The 24,041-nt window shown below is 39.9% G+C and carries 23 protein-coding genes; 10 read left to right on the top strand and 13 right to left on the bottom strand.

The genetic code is table 11. From position 1 onward, the window contains the following. Nucleotides 1-4: 4 nt before the first annotated feature. Complete coding sequence (gene dusB / locus IMO47_RS07795; RefSeq protein WP_196077220.1) at nt 5-1,027, bottom strand: tRNA dihydrouridine synthase DusB; 1,023 nt, start codon at nt 1,025-1,027, stop codon at nt 5-7. An 83-nt stretch (nt 1,028-1,110) separates the two neighbouring features. Between dusB and IMO47_RS07790 the strand changes: the two genes are divergently transcribed. The 3 genes from IMO47_RS07790 to IMO47_RS07780 all read left to right on the top strand — a co-directional run bounded on the left by IMO47_RS07790 (nt 1,111) and on the right by IMO47_RS07780 (nt 3,483). Further along, nucleotides 1,111-2,319, top strand: coding sequence for a DUF1615 domain-containing protein (locus IMO47_RS07790; protein ID WP_196077219.1), 1,209 nt, complete (start codon nt 1,111-1,113; stop codon nt 2,317-2,319). Next, nucleotides 2,286-2,933: an HAD-IB family phosphatase gene (locus IMO47_RS07785; RefSeq protein ID WP_196077218.1), complete on the top strand. Its 648-nt coding sequence runs from the start codon at nt 2,286-2,288 to the stop codon at nt 2,931-2,933. Before IMO47_RS07790 ends, IMO47_RS07785 begins: the two co-directional genes overlap by 34 nt. A 115-nt stretch (nt 2,934-3,048) precedes the next feature. Then, a complete protein-coding gene (locus IMO47_RS07780) occupies nt 3,049-3,483 on the top strand; it encodes a hypothetical protein (RefSeq protein WP_227552304.1) in 435 nt (144 codons plus the stop codon). 42 nt (nt 3,484-3,525) lie between these two features. Here IMO47_RS07780 and proB read toward each other — a convergent pair whose 3' ends face one another. Beyond that, nucleotides 3,526-4,659 (bottom strand): glutamate 5-kinase, encoded by a 1,134-nt coding sequence (gene proB, locus IMO47_RS07775; RefSeq protein WP_196077216.1) that lies wholly within the window; start codon nt 4,657-4,659, stop codon nt 3,526-3,528. Nucleotides 4,660-4,717: 58 nt separating this feature from the next. Beyond that, complete coding sequence (gene cgtA / locus IMO47_RS07770) at nt 4,718-5,932, bottom strand: Obg family GTPase CgtA (protein WP_196077215.1); 1,215 nt, start codon at nt 5,930-5,932, stop codon at nt 4,718-4,720. Nucleotides 5,933-6,229: 297 nt separating this feature from the next. Between cgtA and prfH the strand changes: the two genes are divergently transcribed. Then, entirely contained in the window at nt 6,230-6,823 is a 594-nt protein-coding gene (gene prfH / locus IMO47_RS07765; RefSeq protein ID WP_196077214.1) for a peptide chain release factor H, read from the top strand. Nucleotides 6,824-6,986: 163 nt separating this feature from the next. On the opposite strand, the gene IMO47_RS07760 is transcribed toward prfH, so the two are convergent. Beyond that, nucleotides 6,987-8,333: a dicarboxylate/amino acid:cation symporter gene (locus IMO47_RS07760; protein ID WP_005030057.1), complete on the bottom strand. Its 1,347-nt coding sequence runs from the start codon at nt 8,331-8,333 to the stop codon at nt 6,987-6,989. A 421-nt stretch (nt 8,334-8,754) separates the two neighbouring features. Between IMO47_RS07760 and IMO47_RS07755 the strand changes: the two genes are divergently transcribed. Beyond that, nucleotides 8,755-9,756 carry a glycosyl transferase family protein gene (locus IMO47_RS07755; RefSeq protein WP_196077213.1) on the top strand — a complete coding sequence of 334 codons (1,002 nt, stop codon included), beginning with the start codon at nt 8,755-8,757 and terminating at the stop codon, nt 9,754-9,756. Nucleotides 9,757-9,778: 22 nt separating this feature from the next. Here the strand turns inward: IMO47_RS07755 and IMO47_RS07750 are convergent, their stop codons facing one another. The 3 genes from IMO47_RS07750 to IMO47_RS07740 all read right to left on the bottom strand — a co-directional run bounded on the left by IMO47_RS07750 (nt 9,779) and on the right by IMO47_RS07740 (nt 11,506). Then, nucleotides 9,779-10,171, bottom strand: a complete 393-nt coding sequence (locus tag IMO47_RS07750) for a hypothetical protein (RefSeq protein WP_227552306.1) — start codon at nt 10,169-10,171, stop codon at nt 9,779-9,781. Nucleotides 10,172-10,298: 127 nt separating this feature from the next. Beyond that, entirely contained in the window at nt 10,299-10,565 is a 267-nt protein-coding gene (locus IMO47_RS07745; RefSeq protein WP_010112869.1) for a DUF1315 family protein, read from the bottom strand. Between the two features lie 2 nt (nt 10,566-10,567). After that, nucleotides 10,568-11,506, bottom strand: a complete 939-nt coding sequence (locus IMO47_RS07740) for an NAD(+) kinase (protein ID WP_196077211.1) — start codon at nt 11,504-11,506, stop codon at nt 10,568-10,570. Nucleotides 11,507-11,664: 158 nt separating this feature from the next. On the opposite strand from IMO47_RS07740, the gene mrcB reads away from it, so the two are divergent. Beyond that, nucleotides 11,665-14,058, top strand: a complete 2,394-nt coding sequence (gene mrcB, locus IMO47_RS07735) for a penicillin-binding protein 1B (RefSeq protein ID WP_196077210.1) — start codon at nt 11,665-11,667, stop codon at nt 14,056-14,058. A gap of 53 nt (nt 14,059-14,111) precedes the next feature. Next, nucleotides 14,112-14,696 carry a tetratricopeptide repeat protein gene (locus IMO47_RS07730; RefSeq protein WP_196077209.1) on the top strand — a complete coding sequence of 195 codons (585 nt, stop codon included), beginning with the start codon at nt 14,112-14,114 and terminating at the stop codon, nt 14,694-14,696. Nucleotides 14,697-14,724: 28 nt separating this feature from the next. On the opposite strand, the gene IMO47_RS07725 is transcribed toward IMO47_RS07730, so the two are convergent. After that, on the bottom strand, nt 14,725-15,648 hold the full coding sequence (locus IMO47_RS07725) for an NUDIX domain-containing protein (RefSeq protein ID WP_196077208.1): 924 nt from the start codon (nt 15,646-15,648) through the stop codon (nt 14,725-14,727). A gap of 140 nt (nt 15,649-15,788) precedes the next feature. Here IMO47_RS07725 and IMO47_RS07720 point away from each other — a divergent pair, with 140 nt between their 5' ends. Continuing rightward, nucleotides 15,789-15,959 carry a hemin uptake protein HemP gene (locus IMO47_RS07720; RefSeq protein ID WP_004721884.1) on the top strand — a complete coding sequence of 57 codons (171 nt, stop codon included), beginning with the start codon at nt 15,789-15,791 and terminating at the stop codon, nt 15,957-15,959. A gap of 196 nt (nt 15,960-16,155) precedes the next feature. On the opposite strand, the gene IMO47_RS07715 is transcribed toward IMO47_RS07720, so the two are convergent. The 4 genes from IMO47_RS07715 to IMO47_RS07700 form a co-directional block, all read right to left on the bottom strand. Further along, complete coding sequence (locus tag IMO47_RS07715) at nt 16,156-17,490, bottom strand: HAMP domain-containing sensor histidine kinase (RefSeq protein WP_196077207.1); 1,335 nt, start codon at nt 17,488-17,490, stop codon at nt 16,156-16,158. 38 nt (nt 17,491-17,528) lie between these two features. Beyond that, a complete protein-coding gene (locus IMO47_RS07710; protein ID WP_196077206.1) occupies nt 17,529-18,197 on the bottom strand; it encodes a response regulator transcription factor in 669 nt (222 codons plus the stop codon). 155 nt (nt 18,198-18,352) lie between these two features. Further along, a complete protein-coding gene (locus IMO47_RS07705; RefSeq protein ID WP_196077205.1) occupies nt 18,353-18,712 on the bottom strand; it encodes a NirD/YgiW/YdeI family stress tolerance protein in 360 nt (119 codons plus the stop codon). Nucleotides 18,713-18,821: 109 nt separating this feature from the next. Continuing rightward, nucleotides 18,822-20,579, bottom strand: a complete 1,758-nt coding sequence (locus IMO47_RS07700) for a GspE/PulE family protein (RefSeq protein ID WP_196077204.1) — start codon at nt 20,577-20,579, stop codon at nt 18,822-18,824. A gap of 169 nt (nt 20,580-20,748) precedes the next feature. On the opposite strand from IMO47_RS07700, the gene IMO47_RS07695 reads away from it, so the two are divergent. Beyond that, nucleotides 20,749-22,020, top strand: a complete 1,272-nt coding sequence (locus IMO47_RS07695; RefSeq protein WP_196077203.1) for a DUF4010 domain-containing protein — start codon at nt 20,749-20,751, stop codon at nt 22,018-22,020. Nucleotides 22,021-22,325: 305 nt separating this feature from the next. Then, on the top strand, nt 22,326-23,297 hold the full coding sequence (locus tag IMO47_RS07690) for a hypothetical protein (protein ID WP_196077793.1): 972 nt from the start codon (nt 22,326-22,328) through the stop codon (nt 23,295-23,297). Nucleotides 23,298-23,394: 97 nt separating this feature from the next. On the opposite strand, the gene IMO47_RS07685 is transcribed toward IMO47_RS07690, so the two are convergent. Then, on the bottom strand, nt 23,395-24,027 hold the full coding sequence (locus IMO47_RS07685) for a hypothetical protein (protein ID WP_196077407.1): 633 nt from the start codon (nt 24,025-24,027) through the stop codon (nt 23,395-23,397). Between the last annotated feature and the right edge of the window lie 14 nt (nt 24,028-24,041).

Genomic DNA, 24,041 nt, shown 5'->3' with positions numbered 1-24,041 from the left:
ATGTCTATACATCCAATAAATTAACGGACTCAACCTGTACATCACTCATCAAGTTTCCTTGCTCCAATAAGTGGTCAAAATACTGTTCTACAACGTTCGCTTGCTCAACAGTACTTTCAACCTTATACATATGCTGACGAAACTCATTGCTTGAATGTAAGCCTTTGGTGTACCAAGCAATATGTTTTCGCGCGATACGGCAACCGGAGTACTCCCCATAAAACTGATAAAGCTCAGACAAATGACCAAGTAAAACATCTTTCACTTCTTGGATATTGGGCGCAGCTAAATGCTCACCGGTTTTTAAATAATGGGCAATTTCGCGAAAAATCCAAGGGCGTCCCTGTGCCGCACGACCAATCATCACGGCATCCGCACCTGTATAATCCAACACATATTTGGCTTTTTCAGGACGATCAATATCACCATTGGCAATCACTGGTATCGAAATCGACTGCTTGACTTCTTTGATCAAGCTATACCGTGCCGTGTTTAAATACATATCTTCACGGGTACGACCATGTAAAGCCAAAGCTGCTATTCCTGCTTCTTCAGCACGCTTTGCCACTCGCAGAATATTTTCCTGACCATTTAAATAGCCCAAACGGGTCTTTAAGGTCACAGGAACATCCACAGCATTGACCACTGCATCTAAAATTCGGGCAACTAAATCTTCATCTTGTAACAGTGCTGAGCCTGCTAATTTATTGCAGACTTTTTTCGCAGGACAGCCCATATTGATGTCGACAATTTGGGCACCATTTGAAACTTGGTAACGGGCAGCTTCAGCCAATTGTTCTGGTTCAGAACCCGCGATTTGTGCTGAAATGGGCGCGAGTTCACCATCAAAATTGGCACGATATAAACTTTTTTTGGTCATCCTTAATGTCTGATCAGATGTCATCATTTCGCTGACCGCATGTCCTGCACCAAAATACTTGCATAGCGTTCTAAACGGACGATCAGTTACCCCTGCCATAGGGGCAACGATTAAATTATTTGACAGTTGATAGGGACCAATATACATATATATTCATACATTTTAAGACCTTCATAGTATACTGCATCTGCCATAGTGGCTCATCATTTTCCGAGTATGTTTTCTGCGATATGAAAAAATTAGTTCGACATCACGCTTTTATTAAATCTTTCAGCGTGTTAGCTCTTTCTTTAAGTTTGGTTGCTTGTGGTAAAGGTTCATGGTTTGCCAATGAGGATGATGAGCAGTTAAAACAGGAACAGATTAAGAAGCTGATTCCAAATCGTGTCAGCCAACGTGATTCTTGGGCGAAAGATATTTACGATATTTCCAACGAATTAAAAATTCCGACCAATAAAGAAAATGTCTGTACCATTATCGCTGTCGTTGACCAAGAATCCAACTTTGTCGCTAATCCTGTTGTGCCTGGTTTAGGCGACAAGGCTGTCAAAGAAGTGACCACTCGACTCAATGAAAAGTTTGAAGAAAAATTGGGTTCAACCATTGGCGGTACAGTCGCATCGTACTTTGAAAATGTTTTAAAAAATCAACCCTCGCCAGATGATAATTACTTAAAACAGATGAGTCGTGTACGCACAGAAAAAGATTTAGATGTGCTCTACCGTGAAATCTTTGATTATATGGCAAAGCATTATCATGTCAGCGCACTCACGGGTGCTGCTAAATTCGTAGGTCAAGATATTGCCGAGAAAATGAACCCAATCACCACTCTTGGGTCGATGCAAGTACATATCAACTACGCCAAAGCACACAAACGCAGCAGTATGAATGTCAATGAATTACGAGATGATCTTTATACTGAGTTTGGTGGTTTGTACTACGGCATTCATCGTTTAATGATGTACCCAGCGGATTATGATAAACCGATCTATCGTTTTGCAGACTACAACTCGGGCATGTACTCGAGTCGAAATGCGGCTTTCCAAAAAATGATTGATAAGCTGACCAAAGCGGATTTAGCACTTGATGGTGACCTGTTGTCTTATGATAAAAATGGTGATCCTCGTCCTGCTATCACAGATACAGAAAAAGCACTGACGGCTTTATTTTCCCAAAATAATATTTTAGTGACCCCAAGACAATTACGTAGTGATTTAAAGCAAGAGAAAGAACAAGGTTTTGAAAAAACCCAGACCTATATAGCAGTCTCTAAACTTTATAAAAATCAGACAGGCAAAGAGCCAATATATGCCATAATGCCTGAAGTGATCATTTCTGGACCGAAATTAAGTCGTGACTACAACACAAATTGGTATGCGAGCCGCGTAAACGGACGATATGAAACATGTATGCACCGAGCAAAACGTATAAAAATTTAGCGTTATTTGATTTTGATGGAACCCTGTGTAAAAAAGATAGTTTTACAGGGTTTATTTTCTATGCCTTATCCAAAAGGCATATCGTAAAACAAGGCATCAAAATCTTACCGTGGATTCAAGCCTATTATTTAAATATCTACCCTGCTCATGCAATGCGCATAAAGCTGTTTAACGCCATGTTTAAACATGCGGATGCCAATGAGATCTTGGATATAGCGGATGAATACGCTTATCGTCTAATGGGACAATTAGATCCGATTCTTTACCAACAACTGCTCAAACACCAAAATAATGGTGATGATGTCGTTTTGGTTTCTGCCTCTGTTGACATTTACTTAGAGGTTATCTGCCAACTTTTAAAAATAGATTTGATCTGTACCGAGACAGAAATCACTGCGGGGAAATTTACAGGTCATTATGCGACGCCAGACTGTAGTAGCGAACAAAAACGGCTGCGAATTTTAGAAAAATATGATTTAACACATTATCAAAAAGTCTTCGCTTATGGAAACAGTGAAGAAGATCTCGACATGCTTGATCTAGCTGATTTTAAATATATGGTTGGTCAAGATCAGTATCTCCCAAACATTGAAAATGAAAAGAAATCAGCTTGAAATTTAATCGTTTAAATGTGAGCTCATTATGTCTTATATTTATGTCATTACACCATTGATGCAATTCTATCCTTATATTCAGCCTGAATTAGAAAAATACAAGATTGAACTGTTGATGGAATATTTTGATGCCAATCACCAGATTCAAATCGATGCCATCACGGCAGAAAATCTACAGGCACAACTTTTAAAGTATGGTCATCGAAATCTGGGATTCTATTTTTTAGATAAAGCTCAAAAAATAAATAAAAGCCAAATTTATAATGACAAATATTGTATTTATGCCATTGAAGGCAAAGGTGGAAGAGAAACAGAAGATAGCTTAGAAAAAATAACCTTGAGAATGATTTCAAAAACTCCCGATAAAAACATAAAAGGTTTTTTTAATGCCATTAAACGCAAATTAAATCATGATGAAAATTTTGCTCAAGGTATACAAGGTGCTTCGCGCCTGCACCAACAGCATTATTATTTAAAGTCATATGTGGGGAAAAAAGTATTTAAATCTGATTTTTATAATAACAAGGCGCCAGCATTAATACCCAAATAAAAACCCCGCCTTAGCGAGGTCATATCTATAAAACTTCGGAAATCAATAAATCGACATATGGTTGCGATGTATCATTTCCAATGAGCGTGCTTCACCTAAAACTTGATAAACCTTGTCAGATGACAAACCTTTGACAATTTCAGCAGAACGAGAGCTGAAATTTACTCGCCCAACCGCAACACGATGACCATGTTGATCGACGCACTCAACCACATCGCCACGATCAAAATGGCCTTCAACAGCTTTTACGCCTACAGGCAATAAACTACGGTGATTATCTTTAATGGCTTTCACCGCACCCTCATCGAGTACCAAACGCCCTGCCGTTTGTAAGTGCGCGGCAAGCCACTGCTGATGCGCCGTTAAACGATCATCATCGGTTATAAACAGTGTACCCAGTAATTCACCCGCCATTAAACGAGCCAATACATGGTCACTCTCACCACTTGCAATTAGCGTTGGACACCCTGACTTGGCTGCCAAACGAGCAGCACGAACTTTGGTCAGCATACCGCCACGACCAAACTTACCGCCACCACCCGCCATATCAAATAAAGTTTCATCCATTGCACGAACGGTATGGAACAATTTTGCATTGGGATTGGAACGTGGGTCTGAATCAAACATCCCCTGCTGATCAGTCAAAATAATCAGCAAATCTGCATGCACTTGACCTGCAACCATTGCGGCAAGCGTGTCATTGTCACCGAAACGAATTTCGTCTGTGGAAACCGTGTCATTTTCATTAATGACAGGAATCACCTTCCAGTCAATTAAATTCTGTAAGGCATCACATGAGTTCAAATAGCGGCGGCGATCTGCGAGGTCATCATGCGTCAACAAGACTTGTGCTGTTTGGATCGAATGTTTCTCTAATACGCTTGACCAAGTATGGATTAAGCCCATTTGTCCAATCGCAGCACAAGCCTGCAGACTGGGTAGATCGGTGGGTCGATTCTCTAGCTTCATGCGAACCATCCCTTCAGCCACAGCACCAGAAGACACCAGAATAATCTCATGTCCAGCAGTGTGTAGATCTGCAATTTGTTTCGCCCAATGCGAAATTGCATCCAAATCTAAACCTTGCCCATTTGCTGTGAGTAAAGATGATCCGATTTTAACAACGATACGTTTTAAAGCCTTGAGCTGACGTTGCCCATCTACCACTTCTATCATCTTATCCTCGGTCTTTCTTTTCTAAACGGATACCCGAATATTCGGATATCTTTAGAAACTAGCGCACGTAGTACACTTCCATTTCGCCATCGTCACCATCGTCGTCTTCATCGTCATCACCCAAGATACCGGCCAGACGTTGTTGACGGCGCATTTCACGATAAGCTTCTTTTGCAGCAATCGTTTGTTCACGTGTTTCAGCCTCAAGCTGATCACGGAACGCTTTCATTTTCGCTGCATACTCTGGATCTTCTTCTTCCAACTCACGTTGTTGTTCGATTTGATCCATGAGGTAATACACAACAGGTTTTGTTCCCTCTTCAAGCAAGCCTGAAGTTTTGAATACAGGACCATCCCATTGTAATTCTTCAAGAATATGATTACACCATTCTTCTTGAGTATCATCACTTAATTGGTCGAGTTTGTTTAAAACAAGTACAATCGGCAATTGAGCCAACGTTGGTGAGAATTTTTTCAATTCTTCCATAATGGCTTTGGCATTATAGGCAGGATCCGAACCATCAATCGGTTGCACATCAATAATATGCAAAAGAATACGAGTTCGTGCCAAATGTTTAAGAAAACGAATACCGAGACCTGCACCTTCAGCAGCGCCTTCAATCAACCCTGGAATGTCCGCCATTACAAATGAACGATGACGATCAGCATCAACCACACCCAAGTTTGGCACCATTGTGGTAAATGGATAATCCGCAACTTTAGGTTTTGCTGCCGAAACAGCACGAATAAAGGTAGATTTACCCGCATTCGGCATTCCCAGCAAGCCCACATCAGCCAGAACTTTAAGCTCTAGACGGATTTCACGGTATTCACCTTTGATCCCATGTGTACATTTACGTGGCGAACGGTTAGTCGATGATTTAAAGTGGGTATTTCCCAAACCGCCATCACCGCCATGCGCAACTAAAACTTTTTGACCATCTTCAACCAGGTCACCAATAATATCGCCAGACTCTGTATCTACAATGGTTGTTCCCACAGGAACTTTCAAAACAACTGATTCACCACCACGACCAGCACAGTTTGCGCCAGCACCGTTTTTACCACGTTCAGCGCGAAATTTACGGGTATAACGATAATCGACTAAGGTACTGGTATCGTCGTCAGCTTGAATGTATACGCTGCCACCACGACCACCATCACCACCATCTGGACCACCAAATGGTACAAATTTCTCACGGCGAAAACTGGCTACGCCATTGCCACCGTCGCCAGCCTCTACGGTAATGACTGCTTCATCAACAAAGCGCATGCTGCCAATCCTCTAAAATCTTTAAAACCGCATATTCTGCCATATTTTGAAAAATTTCTCGAATAGTATTATTCAACTGAGCATGTATTTTCATAAACATTTTTTGCAATTTCACCCATAAAACTGAATTCTCACTTATTTTGGTTGTTTTTCATGCAGATAGTTTTTTATAATACAGGGTCTGAAAAACACCTATTTGTGACTTACAAAAAATTATGGTCACAAATTTATAAATTTGCCTTTTTAAATCAATACTTTTTATTTTGATCAATTATTTGATCTAAAGGATAATCCATATTGTCTATAGTCCAAATCAGTGCTGCGCTTGGACCCGCAGAATGTGAACTTGCAGTTAAATACACTTTGCAAGAAATGCAAAAAGAAGCCAAAAAGCAAAAAATTCTACTTGAGGTCATAGAAAGCAATAATTCTGTGCATGGCTATTCATCGGTGATGTGTCATCTTGACGATGCGCATCAAAACTGGCTGAACTCATGGTTGGGAACCATTCAATGGACGTTTCAAAGTCCAATTCGTCCACATCACAAACGTAAAAATTGGTTTGTAGGCATTAGCCAATTTCAAACACCCCAGCAACTTCCTGCTGATGATGCGATTGTTTTCCAAGCCTGTCGGGCATCCGGTGCCGGTGGACAACATGTCAACACCACCGACTCCGCTATTCATGCAACCCATATCTCCACTGGAATCAGTGTTAAAGTCATGTCTGAACGCAGCCAACATGCCAATAAACGTTTAGCAAAAGAATTGATTGCATTAAAACTGCAACAACTTATTGAAAGTCAACAAGCAGATCATAAGCAAGCACGACATTTACAACATGCGCTGATCGAACGAGGCAATCCAGTTAAAGCGTTCAAAAGAAACTGATGCTAAAAGCCGATCAATATGTCCGATATTGCGTCACTGGCAAAACATTCTTTCCTCAGTATCTAATTTGAAATTATGTATGCAATAAAAGATCCTTCAACACTCATATAAAAAAGGAAGCCTTGGCTTCCTTTAATATTCTTTCCTGAATCGTTTAAAAAATTTAAGCATGTACTTCGGTTTTTTCTTCAAGCATTTTGCGGTCAACTTCTTCTGGATTATTCAAAGCATCATTGAGTTTTTCAACATCAAGCTTACCTACCCATTTAGCAACAACGATGGTTGCCAAAGAGTTCCCAACCAGGTTGGTTAAGGCACGTGCTTCCGACATAAAACGATCAATTCCCAGAATCAATGCCAGACCAGCAACAGGAATATTACCCACTGCTGCTAAAGTCGCTGCCATCACAATAAATCCTGAACCTGTCACACCTGCTGCACCTTTTGATGAAATTAACAATACCGCAAGCAAGGTAATTTCATGCCAGATATCCAATTGTGTGTTGGTTGCCTGTGCAATGAAGATCGCAGCCATCGTCAGATAAATAGACGTTCCATCAAGGTTAAATGAGTAACCTGTTGGGATCACCAAACCGACAACAGATTTTTCACAACCTGCAATTTCAAGCTTTTTCAACATTCGAGGCAATACAGATTCAGAAGATGATGTACCCAATACAATCAACAATTCTTCACGAATCATACGGATCATTTTAAGAATACTAAAACCACAGAAACGGCTGATTGAACCCAAGATAATGAAAATGAACAATAAACAAGTGATATAGAAGCAGAGAATTAATTGGGCAAGTTGTGCCAAGCTACCAATCCCATATTTACCAATGGTAAATGCCATTGCACCAAATGCACCAATAGGCGCAAGTTTCATAATCATGTTCACGATGTTAAAGAACACATGCGAAATTTGATCAATCAATCTCAGCACTGGTTTACCTGCATCTCCCAACTTATGCAAAGCAAAGCCAAACAGCAATGCAAATAAAAGAACTTGCAAAATTTCGCCTTCAGCAAATGCCCCAACAACTGTATTGGGAATAATGTGCATAAAGAAATCAACAGTAGACTGTGACGCTCCAGATTCCACATATTTGCTGATACCAGAGGTATCAAGTGTTGCGGGATCAATATTCATCCCAACACCCGGTTTCGCGATATTGATTACCACCAAACCAATAATCAGGGCAATCGTGGACACAATCTCAAAATACAACAGTGCAATACCGCCAGTCTTACCGACCGATTTCATACTTTCCATACCTGCGATACCACTGACCACGGTACAGAAAATCACAGGTGCGATAATCATTTTAATGAGCTTGATAAAAGCATCACCTAATGGTTTAAGTTGCTCACCCAAACCTGGAATATTTTTTTCTACACCATTGATCAATTGCGTACCACTTGGGAAATAGTGACCCACGATCACACCCAAAATAATGGCAACAATCACTTGAAAATAGAGTGACTTATACAGCGGTTTCTTAGCCATGATAATTACTTCTTTCTATATTTCTGTTCGAAGAAATATCCAATATTAATGCGACCATTTGCTGACACAGGCAAAAATCCTGATGAAAACATCAAGAAAATAGATTTTTAGAAAATAAAAATCCGTTCAGAAAACAGCCGTTTTCCAAAACAAAGACAACGAATGACGATGTTTAAGATTTACTCCGTACTGCCAATATGCAAATCAGAATAAATGTAGAACAGGAGATGATAAATAAAACACTATTCAAGCATATTTTAATTAATTTTTGAGCATCAATCTCTAGTTAAATGTAGATTTCGGCTAACATCTGTCCATTTTCTGCTTAGACCTTAGTCTAATGTCACTTGGATCTATACCCTTTTAATCCATTTATGGCATAGTGTACTGCACAGCTTCTTCCGCTTATGACTGCACCCATATGAACAGCAAACGCAATCTATATAAAGACTTTGAACATCCTTTTGCACAGTATGTGCGAATTATCGGTAAAGGGAAAAATGGTGCAAGATCATTAACTTATGATGAAGCTTATCAAGCTTTCTCGATGATCTTAAAAAATCAAGTGCTTGATGTACAACTGGGGGCATTTTTGATGTTACTCCGAGTCAAGGAAGAATCTGTAGATGAACTTACAGGTTTTGTCCAAGCGACCAAAGACCAATTGAATTTCCAGGCACTTTCTGTGGATCTAGACTGGTCATCCTATGCAGGCAAACGTAAACATTATCCATGGTTTTTGTTGGCGGCTTTAACACTGGCCAAACACGGTTATAAGATCGTCATGCACGGTGCTGCCGGTCATACCATGAACCGTGTTTATACTGAACAGGTTTTAGCGCATTTAGGATTTCCAATTTGCCAAAATGAAACAGCGGTCAAGCAACAGTTAGCAGCTCGGAATTTTGCTTATTTGCCTTTGGATGTAATTTCTCCAATTTTGGCGGATTTGATTAATCTCAGAAATGTGATGGGATTACGCTCTCCAGTACATACTCTTGCTCGTCTAATTAATCCTTTCAATGCCAAAGCCACCATGCAGGCTATTTTCCACCCTGCTTACCGCAGCTCGCATCAACAGGCAGCCTTTCAACTGGGTTACCAAAATAGTGCGGTGATTAAGGGTGAAGGCGGTGAGTTTGAAAGAAATCCTGATGCAAAAACATTGATCTGCGGCATTCAAAATGGCGAACTCTATGAATATGAATTGCCAAAATTAACAGATCATCGCAGTCCTGTTGAAGAACAACTGGATCTGTCCGTCTTTAAAGCAGTTTGGGAGGGTCAACAATCACATGGCTATGGTGAAATTGCCGTGACTCAAACGATGGGTATAGCGCTCTATACCATGGGTGTGGTAACAGATTATGAAGATGCCATGAAAAAAGCCCAACAGCTTTGGAACACACGTTTTTTAAATTGAAGCCTGTACCAAACTGTGATGATCAATGACCACGCTTTTCGATAAAATAAAATTCAGACCAATAGGGATAATGTTTTCCTGATGAATGAATATTTCTAAGTATGAGCGGATCACCAATGTGAATTGTATTTTTATTCTGCTCATGAGGACCAGATAAATATGCATCTTTTTGCTGTCCACTCAACTTGGAGCAATATTGCCGATGTTTTTCCAAATGTTTTGAAGCATTGCTTGCCTCAGCATTGTGAATTTTTATCCCGATCAATAACATGGGATACCCGTCATTTTTAATGGACGTATATTGCGTAACAGGATTTTGAAAGTTCCGGCTGGACACGACAGTAACATCAAGCCGACACTCGATGCTTTTTTCAATATTGGGTTGTGCCACGACAAATGTTGTTGAGGTCAACATCAATAGAATAATTAAAGAGTACTTGCGCTTGTTCATCTTAACATTATTTTATTGTTTTCAATTTTTTGCTGATCACCACAACGAACCATGTCGCTGTGGTGATGTTCAATTCACTTATGGTTTACTGTTAAACGAAACGAATAGGTTTGAATTCTGGTTCAGGAACATGTGAATCACATTCCTCACCTTCCTCCTTATGACCTTTATCAATATAACCTGTACGCTCTTTCTCAGGGACATTTTGATGTTCCCAAGCAATCACCGCCTGCATACAGGTTTGACGCTGCTCAGCAGTCAGTGCCACACCATTTGGCCATTTTCCAATTTCTACTGCTGTTTTTAATCGTTCAACAATGTCAGCATCTAAAATAGAAAGCATCTGTTCAATATTCATGGTCAATCCTGCTGAAAAGAATCAAAATCTTGATTCCAACCAAGTTTAGTACGACAAGCCATATAGAAGTCATACCCTGGCGGATGTAAAAGTATTAGTTTGAATGGATGTTTGCGAATATGCAAACTATCCCCAACATTTAATGAAACACTGTGTTGTCCATCTGCGCTCACCATCGGCAATACGCGATTTTCACGAATCAATATCTTGATTTCACTCTGCCCGCCGACAACGATTGGACGTGAAGACAAAGTATGTGGATGCATCGGAACCAAAGCAATCGCATCCATACTCGGGTGGAGAATCGGTCCCCCACCCGATAATGCATAGGCTGTCGAACCTGTGGGTGTGGAGACGATTAAACCATCACTGTGCTGACGGTAAACATACTGCCCATCAATGTTTAATTCGAAATCAATCATATGTACAGACTTTCCTGAATGAAGTACCACATCATTCAGGGCAATTGCATCGTAAATGGTTTCGTTTTTGCTGCGAATTTCTATTTCAAGTAAAAAACGGCGATCAAGCTGAAACTCACCTCTGAGCACTTGATCAAGTTTAAAGATCACTTCAGTCGGCTTAATGTCGGTCAGAAAGCCTAAACGACCACGGTTTACTCCCAGAACAGGTATATTATATTTCACCAATGCACGTGCTGCATGTAATAAGGAACCATCGCCACCAACAACAATAACTAGATCAACCACCTCACCGAGTAAATTCTTACTGACAGTCTGGGTATTGGTATAGGGAACAAGTTCTGCTGTTGCGGTATCAAAAACGGGATGTAAACCTAAACCCAACAAATGATCATGTATAAGGCAAAGCGTATCAACCACAGAAGATTTATCTGGTCTTCCAATCAAACCAATGTTACGAAAGGTCTTTGGTGAAATCTGCACAGGTGCTTTAGCTCCACTGAAATTCTGAGATATCATAGCACTTTCAGAATATGTTTATAAAATCATTCATCAACGAAAAATAACAAGAATACCCAAAAAGCCTTTTAATTTGTGTATTTCACAGATTTATTATTGCAAATTTAAGAAAAGCTTCGCATGATTAGCGAAAATAAATTGGGTTTTATTATCTGTATATGAAGAACGAACGTGGTATAGGCTTGATTGCACTGATTTTTTGTGTATTGGTCATTGCAGCATTTTTTGCATTTAGTATCTACTTAATTCGACTCGACAATGTTATTCGGGACAAGTTCGAAGGAAACCGTTGGGACATTCCTGCTAAAGTATTTGCACGACCATTGGAAATATATGCAACTGCACCTATCGCACAAACAGATTTTGAACAAGAGCTTAAACAACTGGGTTACAAAAGTAGTGACAGCTATACCAAATCAGGAACATATATCAGCCAACCCAATTCAGTGTATGTCCATACACGGGGTTTCGACTTTGGTGACAGCGTTGACCCGGAACAAGTTCTGCAAGTGACCTTTGCAGGAGATAGCGTTTCTGACGTTAAAGCCACCAAGCCAACCAATACCGGAATTGCACGTTTAGAACCAATGTTGATTGGTGGAATCTATCCTCAGCATAATGAAGACCGCGTACTGATTAAACTGAATAAGGTGCCAAAGCCTTTGATCGAGGCATTAATCGCGACGGAAGATCGTAACTTTTATCGCCATCACGGGATTTCTTTCCGTGGCACCGCACGGGCTTTGGTCAGTAATGTGACAGGTGGAAAACGTCAAGGGGGGTCAACACTCACTCAACAGTTGGTGAAGAACTTTTTCTTAACGCCTGAAAAAACCTTGAAACGTAAAGTCAATGAAGCACTGATGTCTCTTTTGTTAGAGCTCCATTACAGTAAAGATGAAATTCTTGAAGCCTATTTAAATGAAGTGAATTTGGGGCAAAGTGGCAATTATTCTGTCAATGGTTATGGTCTGGCTTCACAATTCTATTTTGGATTACCACTGAGTGAGTTAAATATTTCACAACAAGCCTATCTTGTGGGTTTGGTTCAAGGTCCTACCCTGTTTAATCCATGGAAGAATCCTGAAGGCGCAAAAAAACGTCGAGATATTGTGTTGAACAATATGTTGGTCATGGGCTATCTAGATCAAGCGCAATATGAAAAAGAAATTTCGCGTCCATTGAATGTCGTACGTAAACCGACTCTAGGAACCGCGAAATTCCCAGACTTTCTCGATATCGTACGTCGTCAGCTTAAAACAGAGTACCAGGAGTCTGACCTCACCAATCAAGGTTTAAGAATTTTCACTACCCTTGATCCAATTGCACAAACCAAAGTTCAAAATAGCTTTAGAGACACTGTGACCCGATTAGCCAATGCCAATCCATCACGCTTGAAAGACTTGCAGGGTGCTGTTTTAGTCACCCGTCCCGAGAACGGTGAATTGATTGCTGCTGTGGGATCTACCCAAGACTTTACAGGTTTTAACCGTACTGTCGATGCAAAACGTCAGGTCGGTTCTTTGCTTAAACCTGTGATCTATTTAAGTGCATTGGAGTCAGGTCGTTATAATTGGGCATCTCAAATCGAAGATGCACCCATCAGCTTACCAGTCAATGGCAACCAAACATGGACACCGAAAAACTATAGTGGTTCTGGTCATGGTTATGTTCCTTTAGCACAAGCATTGGCGAACTCATATAACCTGTCAGCTGTACGTCTGGGCAATGAATTTGGCATATCAACATTTAGCAATAATCTGACTAAATTTGGTGTGACCTCTAAAATTCCGAATTATCCATCGATTTTCCTCGGTGCAGTTGATATGTCACCGATGGAAGTGATGAGTATCTATGGCAACTTTGCAACGGGTGGATTTAAATACCCGACCAAAGCCATTCGGACTGTGGTTGATTCAAACGGTCGCCTCCTAGAGCGCTTCGGCCTAAATGTTCAGCAAACAATCGATCCTTCTGCTGCATACCTGTTGAACTATGGTTTACAGCAGGTAATGTCCTCGGGTACAGGTAAAGCGGCTTACAATAGCTTATCTGCTGACCTTAAACTTGCCGGTAAATCAGGAACAACCAATGATACGCGTGATTCATGGTTCGCAGGATACTCAGGCAACAACTTAGCTGTGGTATGGTTAGGTTTGGACAACAATAAAATTACGGGGTTGACAGGTTCATCAGGGGCATTACCCGTATGGATTAATGTGATGAAACAGTTACGTCAAAAACCTGTGAATTTGCGTCAAACAGATGATATCGCCTGGCAGTGGATTGATTCACGTACTGGGGAATTGTCTGCCCAAGGTTGTGAGGGTGCCATGTATATTCCTTTATTACGCCATACTGTACCAAATCGTGCGACTGAATGCGGTATGCCACATTATCAGGTGGATCCACAATACGTACCCGATACACAACAAAACGCTTCGCAAACACAGTCAGGTGATAGTATTGACAACTACATTCGTGAGAGTGAAGACAGTATGGAACAGGACTCAAGAGGTCGCATGATTTCAAGCGGGAGTTACAACAACTAAATCCTCTCAGTTTTGAGGTTAAGATGGACTGGCTTTTTGAATAGGAATGAATGATGAATCGTAATGTGACCAAGACCACTTATTTAATAAGTTTAATGGGAATATTGGCTTTAACTGGTTGTCAAACGACACCACAACACACCAAGCCACCACTAAAACCTGTCGAAAAGCCAGATACATCACAGCAAAAGAATAATGTTCCAACGCCTGACGGTGTAAAGATTACCCCTTATGAGCGCCCTGAAATTAAACGTGAAAAGGTCCCTACTGTTATCGTGCCACAACAAAAAGCCCAAACTCAAAAATTTGACGATGGGCAAACTATTCCGGCTTTTAAGCAATTGATGCAACAAGCCCAGACTGCCTACCAAAAACAGCAGTGGGATGAAGCTGAACGATTTACCTTACATGCACAACGTTTAGCCCCACAATCTGCCGAAGTTTTTTCTTATCTGGCTAGAATCGCCCAACAGAAAAAGCAGTATGCAAATGCTGAGTCCTTAGCTCGACGTGGCTTAAGCTACGCACAGACCAATACGCAGAAGAAAGTGTTTTGGAATACAATCTTACAGTCGGCACAGCAGTTGAAAAATCAAAAAACCATTGCAGAAGCATCTAAACAACTGCAAAGCCTTTAGCAACTCAGTCCAAAAAAACCAGCTTAAATTAGAACAGGCTTATTCCTGCAATACCATAAGCATGATGTTGTTTTGCAATGCTTAGATCTGCGGGGCTTAACCCCCCCAATGCAAATACAGGCAAATCACTACTTTTGGCGTATTGTGCAAACTGCTCCCATCCCAAAGCATGTGCATCCGGATGTGTTGCAGTAGGTAGAACAGGGCTCAAAATCACAGCATCGAATCCTAAGCTGTGTGCACGCTGTAAAGACACCATATCATGACATGCTGCGATACAGCGCATACCGAGTGGCAATTGCCCCATTTGCAAATCCATCACCTGTTGTTGTTTGTAATGCACTGCAGCCACAGCTTTCTGCAAAGATTCTGGTAATTGTACCCAAATATCAATATTGACGATCAATCTAGATAGATCATCCTGATCTATCTGTTGAATTTCTTGGATTACAGATGGCTTAAATTCAGTTCGGTAATAAAATAATGGCAATACCGTTTTTTCGTGGTTTGTGTCTTTTTTGCTATCCCTCAACGCGGTCAGATCGTCAGAAATCTTAATATAATGGTGCCAAAATAAACGCTGAATAATCGGTCGATTGGCTTTGGGAAAATTCAGTTCTAAAAGTTGATCACGGCTATACCACGTCCACGGTTTTTGAATGTCTGCTAAATACTGTTCACTCACAGTGGCGTGAAACAAGTGCAAAAAAACTTCGACATCTTCATACACATGATGAATCACATCAAAAGCATGCCAATGTTGAATGCCAACTCCCACTTCCTCAAAAATTTCTCGTCGGCATGCTTCAACAGGCGTTTCTCCTGCCTCGATCTTGCCTCCCGGGAACTCATATTTATTCCCTTGGTGCTGATCAGCATTGCGCCATCCTACAAGGACTTTGCCACGATACATCAATAAAGCTATGGCGACATAGATAGTGGGTTTTGACATAGAAAATAAGACCTGAAGTTTTAATCAATTGTAAGTAAATATAGAAATTTTATAAATGATAAAAATTATCGTTGACAGATCTATTCGATAATGATTATCATTTAAATCACTTAGACAACACCCCACTCGGAGTCAGAAGAATGAACGCACCATTTAGCTTATTTACACGTAACACCGAAGCTCACCAATCCCTTCCAATGTTACATTCGAACAACTTATTTGCATTAGGACGCGAAATCCGCATTATGCATGCCGGTGAAGAATATCGTTTACGCTTGACTCGTAACAATCGCTTGATTTTGACCAAATAACGATAAAAACAACTGATTTAAAACAAAAAACGTGGGAACAAGCAGTATGAATCAGCGCATACTGCTTTTTAAGTTTTATTCATGTAATTTTCATATCACTTATTTATCGCAGCATTTCAGATATTCAAACACATCAGTGACTGTACAACCAGCCAAATGCTTGAAATATTTGGAATGAATAGCCGAGCATTTCAATTTAAGATAAATAGACACGGATTTTCAAGCCTCCATACTCAGAAGCACTAAAATGAATTTGACCTTGATGTAGATCTATCACCGTTTTACAAATCGACAAGCCTAGTCCTGAGCCTCGTGTTTGGGTTCCTAAAGCGCGAAAGAAGCGTTCACCTAAACGTTCAATAACCTCGTTTGGCACACCCTCACCTTCATTTTGAATTTCAAATAATTTCCAATGCTCAAAATGACCCAAATGAATATAAACATGACCTTGTTGTGGTGTATATCGAATCGCATTATCAATCAAATTACGGAGGCAAATGAACATCAGTTCTTCATTTACCTCAACGTCTACATCTTCTCTTTGAGTATGAATCTGAATTTGTTTTTCATCCATAAATGTTTCTAAAGCCAAAATGACTTTTTCTGTTATATGCCCCAGACTTGCCCATTTTTTGGGTAAATCAACTGCTTCTGCAGGATCTAATCTGGCCAGCAACAACAGATTTTCAAGTACTTGCGTGCCACGGAATACATCGTTCTGTATGAGATTTAATTGATGGTGAATTTCAGGAAATCCTGCATACTTACGTTGCAACAACTGCAAGCGCATGTGTATTGCTGACAGAGGTGAACGTAACTCATGTGATGCATCTGCGGTAAATCTTTGTTCTGCAACCAATGCTTGTTCAAGCCTGATAAACATTTGATTCAGTTGATTAACCATCGGTTGTAATTCTTTAAATTCGGGTTGGGGCTGCTGAATCAACGTTAAGTCTTTAACACTTTTCTCAGCTATTTCTTTTGAGAGAGATTGGATTGACTTAAATTGTTTTTTGACTGAAAAGTGCAGAATCAACCATTGGATCGCCCATAAGCTCAGTAAAATTAAAAAATAACTGATTAAACTTTGCGATAAATCTTTGAAACGCTCACTCAACGGTTGAATTACATAGACGCTCAATCCAGAATCCGTATTCTTTGCATGATAGCTTCGCCAAAGTTGATGATTTAACCAAATAAAGTCATAACCACTATCCTGATGAGTCATCTTAGAGAGATCAGTTGGGTTGAATGCAAACTCTGGAGATTGTGTTAAACGCATATCTCCATTCATCAATTGATATTGAATATCAAATTCATCACTCAGTTCATCCAGTTGAACCCCTGAAGTGGTACTCAAGTCTGAAATCAACAGCATGTCTGAAATTTCATCCATGATTTGATCTTGAACATCCATGTTGTGATAAATGGACAACGCAATCAGTAACAGCAAAGCAAACATACCCGCCACAATTGAACTCAACATGGACGTTTTAATCAATTTATATTGGAGCGAGATGGCTTGACTCATAGATACCCTGTTGAAACCATTAAGAATTAATCATTTGCCTACTGATTCTTGGGGGTATTCATTCGATATCCCAATCCACGTATGGTTTTAATCAAATGATTGCCAATCTTCTTGCGTAATTGATAGATATAAACTTCAATTGCATTACTTTCAATTTCATCGCCCCATGCATAGAGAGAAGCTTCTAACTGCTCACGCGTCACAACATGTTCAGGTTTTTGCATCAGTTTATATAAAATCTGAAATTCTTTTGCAGTTAAAGCAATCGCTTGCTGGTCCTGAAAAACTGTTTTTGCTTGGGTATCGAGGACTAAATTAGCATACTTTATTTCATGTACATTGACTGTCTGTGCTTGTCTTAATTGTGCACGTACTCGGGCTGAGAGCTCTTCAAGGCTGAAAGGCTTGACCAGATAATCGTTTGCGCCTAGATCCAAACCTTGCACACGATCTTGAATACTGTCTCTTGCCGTTAAAAAAATCACAGGCGTATCAGGATATTGCTTTTTTAATCGCTCTAAAATCTCATCTCCTGTGGTCTTTGGCAAGCCTCTATCAAGCAAAATACAATCATATTCATGCTGTTCAATCGCGAAAATGGCGTGGTCCCCACGTTCAACCCAATCTACATTATAGCCATCCATTTCTAGCCAAGATTGGATACTTTCAGCTTGTGAACGGTCATCTTCCGCAAGCAAAATTCGCATGATCCCCTCCTCGTCTCCAGCCTGATCGAAACGACATCGGCTATCAAAAACAATTTCTATATCATACCGAAAAAGACCAGACACGAATGCATCTGATCTTTTTCAACTATTAAAGTTCAAATCATAATGAGTTGTAATCTTTGCAATCGAACACATTAAAAATTCACGGCATCAACATCAATTTCAACTCGCTTGGTTGGCTTATAATCAATATCCACCTCGCCTATTAAGGTCACAGCGGTATTCGGTGCAATCGGTTTACCCTGCCATAATTCATCATCAATATCGACAGTGATGGTACCAGTGTGATCACGGAATTGATATTTTTCATCACCGATGGCTTTTACCACATTGCCACGTAACTGGACTTTTGTATCATCTTTCAAAGTTAATGCATTTTTGACAGTGGTCAAACTTGGTGTAAGTGCTGACTGATTTACTGCTGTATTTGCAGAAGCAAAAGAAGTTGCACCGATGAAAGTTGCTGCCAAAACTGTTTTTGAAATTGCATTCATTGTATTACCTCATGGATATTGATCATTTCAATGAAGCCATTAAAACAAATCAACATGAGGTGAATCTTAGGATGCCTTGATTTTCAATTTTCGCTATAAAGTGGAAAAATTAATTCAAAGGTACAACCCTTAACACTTCTTCTAAAGTGGTTATACCTTCTAAAACTTTGCGCGCACCTGCAATTCGTAAGGGTTCAATCCCTTCTTTCTTGGCTTGCATTCTAAGATCATCTAAGCCGGCATTGGCGCTGATACGCTGTTTTGCCTCTAGACTGATTGGCATAAACTCATAAATACCCACACGACCTTTGTACCCCGTTTGGCGACATTCTTCGCAACCGACCGCTTTAAAAATAAAATCAGGGGTCTTGGTTTGATAACCAGAAGTTAAATGTTTCCATTCTTGCTCATTGATAAAAGTTTCTTGTTTACAATGAGGACATAGCTTCCGCACCAAACGTTGAGCAAGTACTCCCAGAATTGTTGCAGCTGTTAAGAAAGGTTGGACACCTAAATCATGCAAACGGGTCAAACTTGATGGTGCGTCATTGGTATGCAGGGTTGAAAGCACGAGATGACCTGTTAAAGCTGCCTGAATTGCCATATTCGCCGTATCTTGATCACGGATTTCTCCTACCATGATAATGTCTGGATCCTGACGCATTAACGCCCGGATACCATCCGCGAAACCCAATTCAATTCCTTGATTCACCTGCATCTGGTTAAAGCTGGGTTCCAACATTTCAATCGGGTCTTCGATGGTACAGACATTGACTTCTTCAGTGGCCAATTGTTTTAAGGATGAATACAGTGTCGTTGTTTTACCCGAACCTGTTGGCCCAGTCACCAAAATGATTCCGTGACTGTGTCGGGTCAAACCTTGCCATTGCGCCAACAGGTGCTCATCAAATCCCAATTGTTGAAAACTGCGTACCAAAACCTCCGGGTCAAAAATACGCATCACCAACTTTTCACCAAATGCAGTCGGTAAAGTCGAGAGACGTAATTCAGTTTCCTGTCCTTTCGGAGTACGGGTTTTCAGACGACCATCCTGTGGTTTACGCTTTTCCGCAACATTCATCCTTCCTAAGATTTTAATCCGTGAAATGACCGCAGTTAAAGTATTGGCAGGCATGTTATAAATCGTGTGCAGAACACCATCTATACGAAAACGAATTTTGCCCTTTTCCTTACGCGGCTCTAAATGGATGTCACTGGCACCTTGTTCAAAGGCAAACTGTAAAACCCAATCCACAAGTTTAACAATATGCTGATCATTGGCATCTGGATTTTGCGTATCACCCAATTGTAAAAGCGCTTCTACGCCCTTGTTTTCCTTATCATAAGCACTCGATTTTTGTGAGTTACTGACAGCTCGACTGACCTGATAATACTCTGTCAGATAGCGCTGTAACTGTTCGGGGTTTAACACCACTTTTTCGATTTTTTTTGGTCTTAAACTCCGTTCAAGATTATGCAGCCAATCCGTCATAAAAGGCTGAGCCGTCCCAATTAAAATACGATCGGCACTCACTTCTACAGCCAAGATTTTATTTCTTAAAGCAAACTCTTGAGACATCACACCAGTCAAAGATGTGACATCTGCTTTTAAAGGATCAATGGTAAATACATTTAACTGTGCTTTTTCAGCCAACCATTCTGTTAAAGTTGTGAGTGTCAATCTTTTTACAGGATCTTGGGCATCAACCAACTTAAAATTTGCAATCCATTGCAAGGGATGCCACTTCAATTGCTCACGTTGCCTGTGCGTGGTCTGGACCAATAATTTTTCACGCTCAGTAATACGTCCATCTTTTAATAATTGTTCTAAACACCAAGCTGTATCGATTTCGAAATTGAATTGCATTGTTATATCCCCAAAACACAGTTTACTATAACAAAATTAACTTTTGTATTTGCTGAATTTTTTAAATTGACCTCTATATTATTCAGAAGTCAAAAATAAACTTTTGATTTCGGAATACTTTAGGCTACATTGAAATCAAACAATCTATTCATGGTTCTGGGGGAGCGCTATGAATTTAATTCCAACCATGCCATTCGATTTCAATTCTTATCATGATTTATTTACAATTATTGCGGCTGCTTTGGGTTGCGGTTTGTTGATAGGACTCGAACGTGAGCGCAGCAAACAACGAGAAAATCAACGTAGTTTTGCGGGTTTAAGATCATTTGCGATTTGTTCAATCTTCGGTGCTGTATGCTTTTTATTTGGTCCCTACTTTGGCATCGTAGGCGCACTGATCACAGGTGCAATTGTTGCTTACTCGATCAAAAATCAGACCGATGATCCTGGGGTTACGACTGAAGTCGCTTTTATTCTCACCTACTTTATTGGTGGAATGTGTTTATGGAACATCCCATTTGCTGCCGGCTTATCCGTCATTTTGACAATCTTGCTCATGACCAAACATTCCATGCACGGCATCGCAGGCAAATGGATCACAGAATCTGAATTTAGAGATGGAATTTTTCTCTTAGCATTGTTACTGATTGCACTTCCGCTTACCCCCAATAAACCATTGTGGGGTTCAGTCCTTAATCCCTATGTGATTTTAAAATTACTCACTTTAATTCTGACTGTACAAGCATTGGCACACATTGCCAAACGATTATTGTCCACAAAAAATGCTTTGCTCTTGTCCTCTCTAGCATCTGGCTTTGTATCCAGTACAGCAACGGTTGCCAGTTTAGGATTAGAAGTCCGTAACGGACGTGCCGATGCCAAAGCCAATGCAGGCGCTGCACTTATGTCATGTGTTGCGACGCTATTGCAATTGATGATTATTGTCATTGGTGTAAGTATTTCTTGGTTTAAAGTCATTATTTTACCCAGTCTGGTTGCAATCACTGTTTTAGTTATTTTTGCATTATGGCTCATGCGCAATACACAACCGATTGAAACCAACAAATCAACGGATAGTCGTATGTTTAGCCTTAAAGAAGCTGCGATTATTGCTGGCTCTTTAACCTTGATTCAAGCAGGTGTTTATGGCTTAAACCTGTTATTGGGTGATGCAGGACTCATTGCAGGTACACTTCTTGCGTCACTTTTTGAAATTCACGGTGCATTAGCAACCATCGTCATTCAAGGTGAGCCAAGTCATTCTGTATTGTCACTTGCATTCCTGCTCGGTTTAGCTGCGCATGCAGTGGCGAAATCAATAAATGCTTTGATAAGTGGTGGGAGTCGCTATGCACTTGTTTTTGCTCCAATTCAAATTTTACACATGTTGATCTTTATTGGAATTTTTGTTTGGGTTGTTCAAAATTCGACTGCTTTATAAGTTCTTTTTAAAAGAAAGATTCAACATGAATCACTGATCCTTCTCATATAAACAATTTAAAACTTTAAAAATCAAGATAATTCACACGTTAAGCTCATTTTGATTCATCTGAACATGAAAATGATCGCTTAAAAATATGGTGCTGCGAATATTCTTAAACCTGTCGATCCAATATTTTTAAGACCACCAGTGCAATAAAATTTCAACCTTAAAATAGATATTGAAAAAATAATAGGTTTCAATATCATGACAACGTAAACTTTTATACGCATAAATTTTTAATATTTTATAATTTGGAATAATTCATGAAAATTAAATTACTGTCTTTTACCATTATTTCTTCATTATTTTTGACCGCATGTGGAGGAGATTCAGCTGCCGGGGACTATATCACCAACAATGAGTCAGAATGGTTTAGTTATGAAACTGGCGGTTCGCTTCAAGATGCTTATCTGTTTAGCAAAGTAAAATTTAGCTTTAGAAATAAACAAATGTATATCGATGGTGAATATAGAGTAGATGGTTCCACCCAATTTACTGCATCCGATCTGTTGAGCCATTATTTAGCAGCTGATGGATTGTATGATGCGCCTAAGAGTAAAACGGATTTGGGCTATCAAAATGCAACACTTAAATCAAAATCAGCAACAGTATGGACATTCACACCGTATTCCACACGGAACTACAAGCAATTAGAATTAACTGAAAAATTTGAAACTGTTAATTTAACTGGTAAATTAATCAGCCCATATATCAATGGTTTTGATCATTTTGCGGGTTTAAACAATACATTGAGCTCTGCGATTGGACCTTATCCTGCGTACTACGTGAAAAAGCTGCAGGGTAAAACTTTCCCAACAGGTTCAACATGTTTAAGATCAATATCTTCTTCGACCAATACCCCTTTTGCTGATCTGTATTCGAACGGACCCATCAATAATTACCAGCCATCAAAATATTTTCAAAATGGTTATATTGAAACAAAACTTGGTAATTTCAGCTTAGATTTATCTCGTAATATTCAACCAAACAGCCCGATAGATGCTGTGGCTAAAATTGGCTCTGACTATTATCCAGCGGCTTATTATACTACTGGTGACTATGAGGTTCTTGCGGATAAAATTCAGCAGTATGAGCAGGACTATAAAGACGCCGTGAATAAGTTTGGGAAATACAGTATCAATGCCCAGATAGAATTCGCATACCTTGAGGGTTTAAAATCTGAATGCACTTTGTTCAATACCACTGCAAGCCAAGCAATTGATGCTGTAAAATAAAGTAATCCTGTAAAACAATGCTCTGATTAAACATGGATTTCGTCAGGGCATAGCTTTTATGCAGTTATTTTAAAAAATCAAAATGCTTTATCATCAATTAACGATATTTTCCAAAGACCTTCCAAACTTGATTATCCGCCAAAGGATCCGCATAACTGTCATTGCGTTGCTTACGTGGTTTTTCCCTGGCGTCAACCAACTCAAACTCTTTCTCAGTGCCAAGTACCAATCCATTCACATAAAATCGAGTTCTGGTATATTCACTTTGTCCATGTTGAAAAATATAGGTGCGTAAATCAATAAATTCACGATGTGCCACCAGGGCAGCCGTATCATCACTATTTAACCATTGGGTCATGTTACTGATTTGACTTGGCTCGAATTGACCACATTTTTCGATCAAAGCAGCAATACCACGAAAGGTTTTAGACTCTTTAGCACGGGTTTTATTGATACGAATTCGATCTACATGAAAAAAGAACAAGGGTAAATTTAAGTGGCTCGGCAAATGAACAGCATCCAAAGGCTCATCTGTCATAAAGGGTTGGTAGAGTGCCTGTGCCCGTTCAATCAATCCAAGCCATTGTTTGTAGTAATGCTCTACTTGTGTTTGAGGTGCATAATAAATCGGTAAACCTTCAACATGTGCAAGCTCAGTCGGTGGCCAAATATTTTGGCGTAATAATGCAATATCGCTTTTTAAACTTTGTACAGCAATCGCATCTTGCATGATCTGCTCCTGAA

It is taken from the genome of Acinetobacter sp. Res13-Abat-PEC15-P4-01 (assembly GCF_015676285.1).
Classification (GTDB): Bacteria; Pseudomonadota; Gammaproteobacteria; order Pseudomonadales; family Moraxellaceae; genus Acinetobacter; species Acinetobacter nematophilus.
The sequence above is the reverse complement of the archived record's forward strand: the minus strand, read 5'-3'. Positions and strand labels throughout refer to the sequence as shown.

Excerpts from the sequence above, each read along its gene's own strand:
- dusB (WP_196077220.1), bottom strand. The coding sequence starts at position 1,027 with ATGTATATTGGTCCCTATCAACTGTCAAATAATTTAATCGTTGCCCCT.
- IMO47_RS07790 (WP_196077219.1), top strand. The coding sequence starts at position 1,111 with ATGAAAAAATTAGTTCGACATCACGCTTTTATTAAATCTTTCAGCGTG.
- IMO47_RS07785 (WP_196077218.1), top strand. The coding sequence starts at position 2,286 with ATGTATGCACCGAGCAAAACGTATAAAAATTTAGCGTTATTTGATTTT.
- IMO47_RS07780 (WP_227552304.1), top strand. The coding sequence starts at position 3,049 with ATGGAATATTTTGATGCCAATCACCAGATTCAAATCGATGCCATCACG.
- proB (WP_196077216.1), bottom strand. The coding sequence starts at position 4,659 with ATGATAGAAGTGGTAGATGGGCAACGTCAGCTCAAGGCTTTAAAACGT.
- cgtA (WP_196077215.1), bottom strand. The coding sequence starts at position 5,932 with ATGCGCTTTGTTGATGAAGCAGTCATTACCGTAGAGGCTGGCGACGGT.
- IMO47_RS07760 (WP_005030057.1), bottom strand. The coding sequence starts at position 8,333 with ATGGCTAAGAAACCGCTGTATAAGTCACTCTATTTTCAAGTGATTGTT.
- IMO47_RS07755 (WP_196077213.1), top strand. The coding sequence starts at position 8,755 with ATGAACAGCAAACGCAATCTATATAAAGACTTTGAACATCCTTTTGCA.
- IMO47_RS07750 (WP_227552306.1), bottom strand. The coding sequence starts at position 10,171 with ATGTTGACCTCAACAACATTTGTCGTGGCACAACCCAATATTGAAAAA.
- IMO47_RS07745 (WP_010112869.1), bottom strand. The coding sequence starts at position 10,565 with ATGAATATTGAACAGATGCTTTCTATTTTAGATGCTGACATTGTTGAA.
- IMO47_RS07740 (WP_196077211.1), bottom strand. The coding sequence starts at position 11,506 with ATGATATCTCAGAATTTCAGTGGAGCTAAAGCACCTGTGCAGATTTCA.
- mrcB (WP_196077210.1), top strand. The coding sequence starts at position 11,665 with ATGAAGAACGAACGTGGTATAGGCTTGATTGCACTGATTTTTTGTGTA.
- IMO47_RS07730 (WP_196077209.1), top strand. The coding sequence starts at position 14,112 with ATGAATCGTAATGTGACCAAGACCACTTATTTAATAAGTTTAATGGGA.
- IMO47_RS07725 (WP_196077208.1), bottom strand. The coding sequence starts at position 15,648 with ATGTCAAAACCCACTATCTATGTCGCCATAGCTTTATTGATGTATCGT.
- IMO47_RS07720 (WP_004721884.1), top strand. The coding sequence starts at position 15,789 with ATGAACGCACCATTTAGCTTATTTACACGTAACACCGAAGCTCACCAA.
- IMO47_RS07715 (WP_196077207.1), bottom strand. The coding sequence starts at position 17,490 with ATGAGTCAAGCCATCTCGCTCCAATATAAATTGATTAAAACGTCCATG.
- IMO47_RS07710 (WP_196077206.1), bottom strand. The coding sequence starts at position 18,197 with ATGCGAATTTTGCTTGCGGAAGATGACCGTTCACAAGCTGAAAGTATC.
- IMO47_RS07705 (WP_196077205.1), bottom strand. The coding sequence starts at position 18,712 with ATGAATGCAATTTCAAAAACAGTTTTGGCAGCAACTTTCATCGGTGCA.
- IMO47_RS07700 (WP_196077204.1), bottom strand. The coding sequence starts at position 20,579 with ATGCAATTCAATTTCGAAATCGATACAGCTTGGTGTTTAGAACAATTA.
- IMO47_RS07695 (WP_196077203.1), top strand. The coding sequence starts at position 20,749 with ATGAATTTAATTCCAACCATGCCATTCGATTTCAATTCTTATCATGAT.
- IMO47_RS07690 (WP_196077793.1), top strand. The coding sequence starts at position 22,326 with ATGAAAATTAAATTACTGTCTTTTACCATTATTTCTTCATTATTTTTG.
- IMO47_RS07685 (WP_196077407.1), bottom strand. The coding sequence starts at position 24,027 with ATGCAAGATGCGATTGCTGTACAAAGTTTAAAAAGCGATATTGCATTA.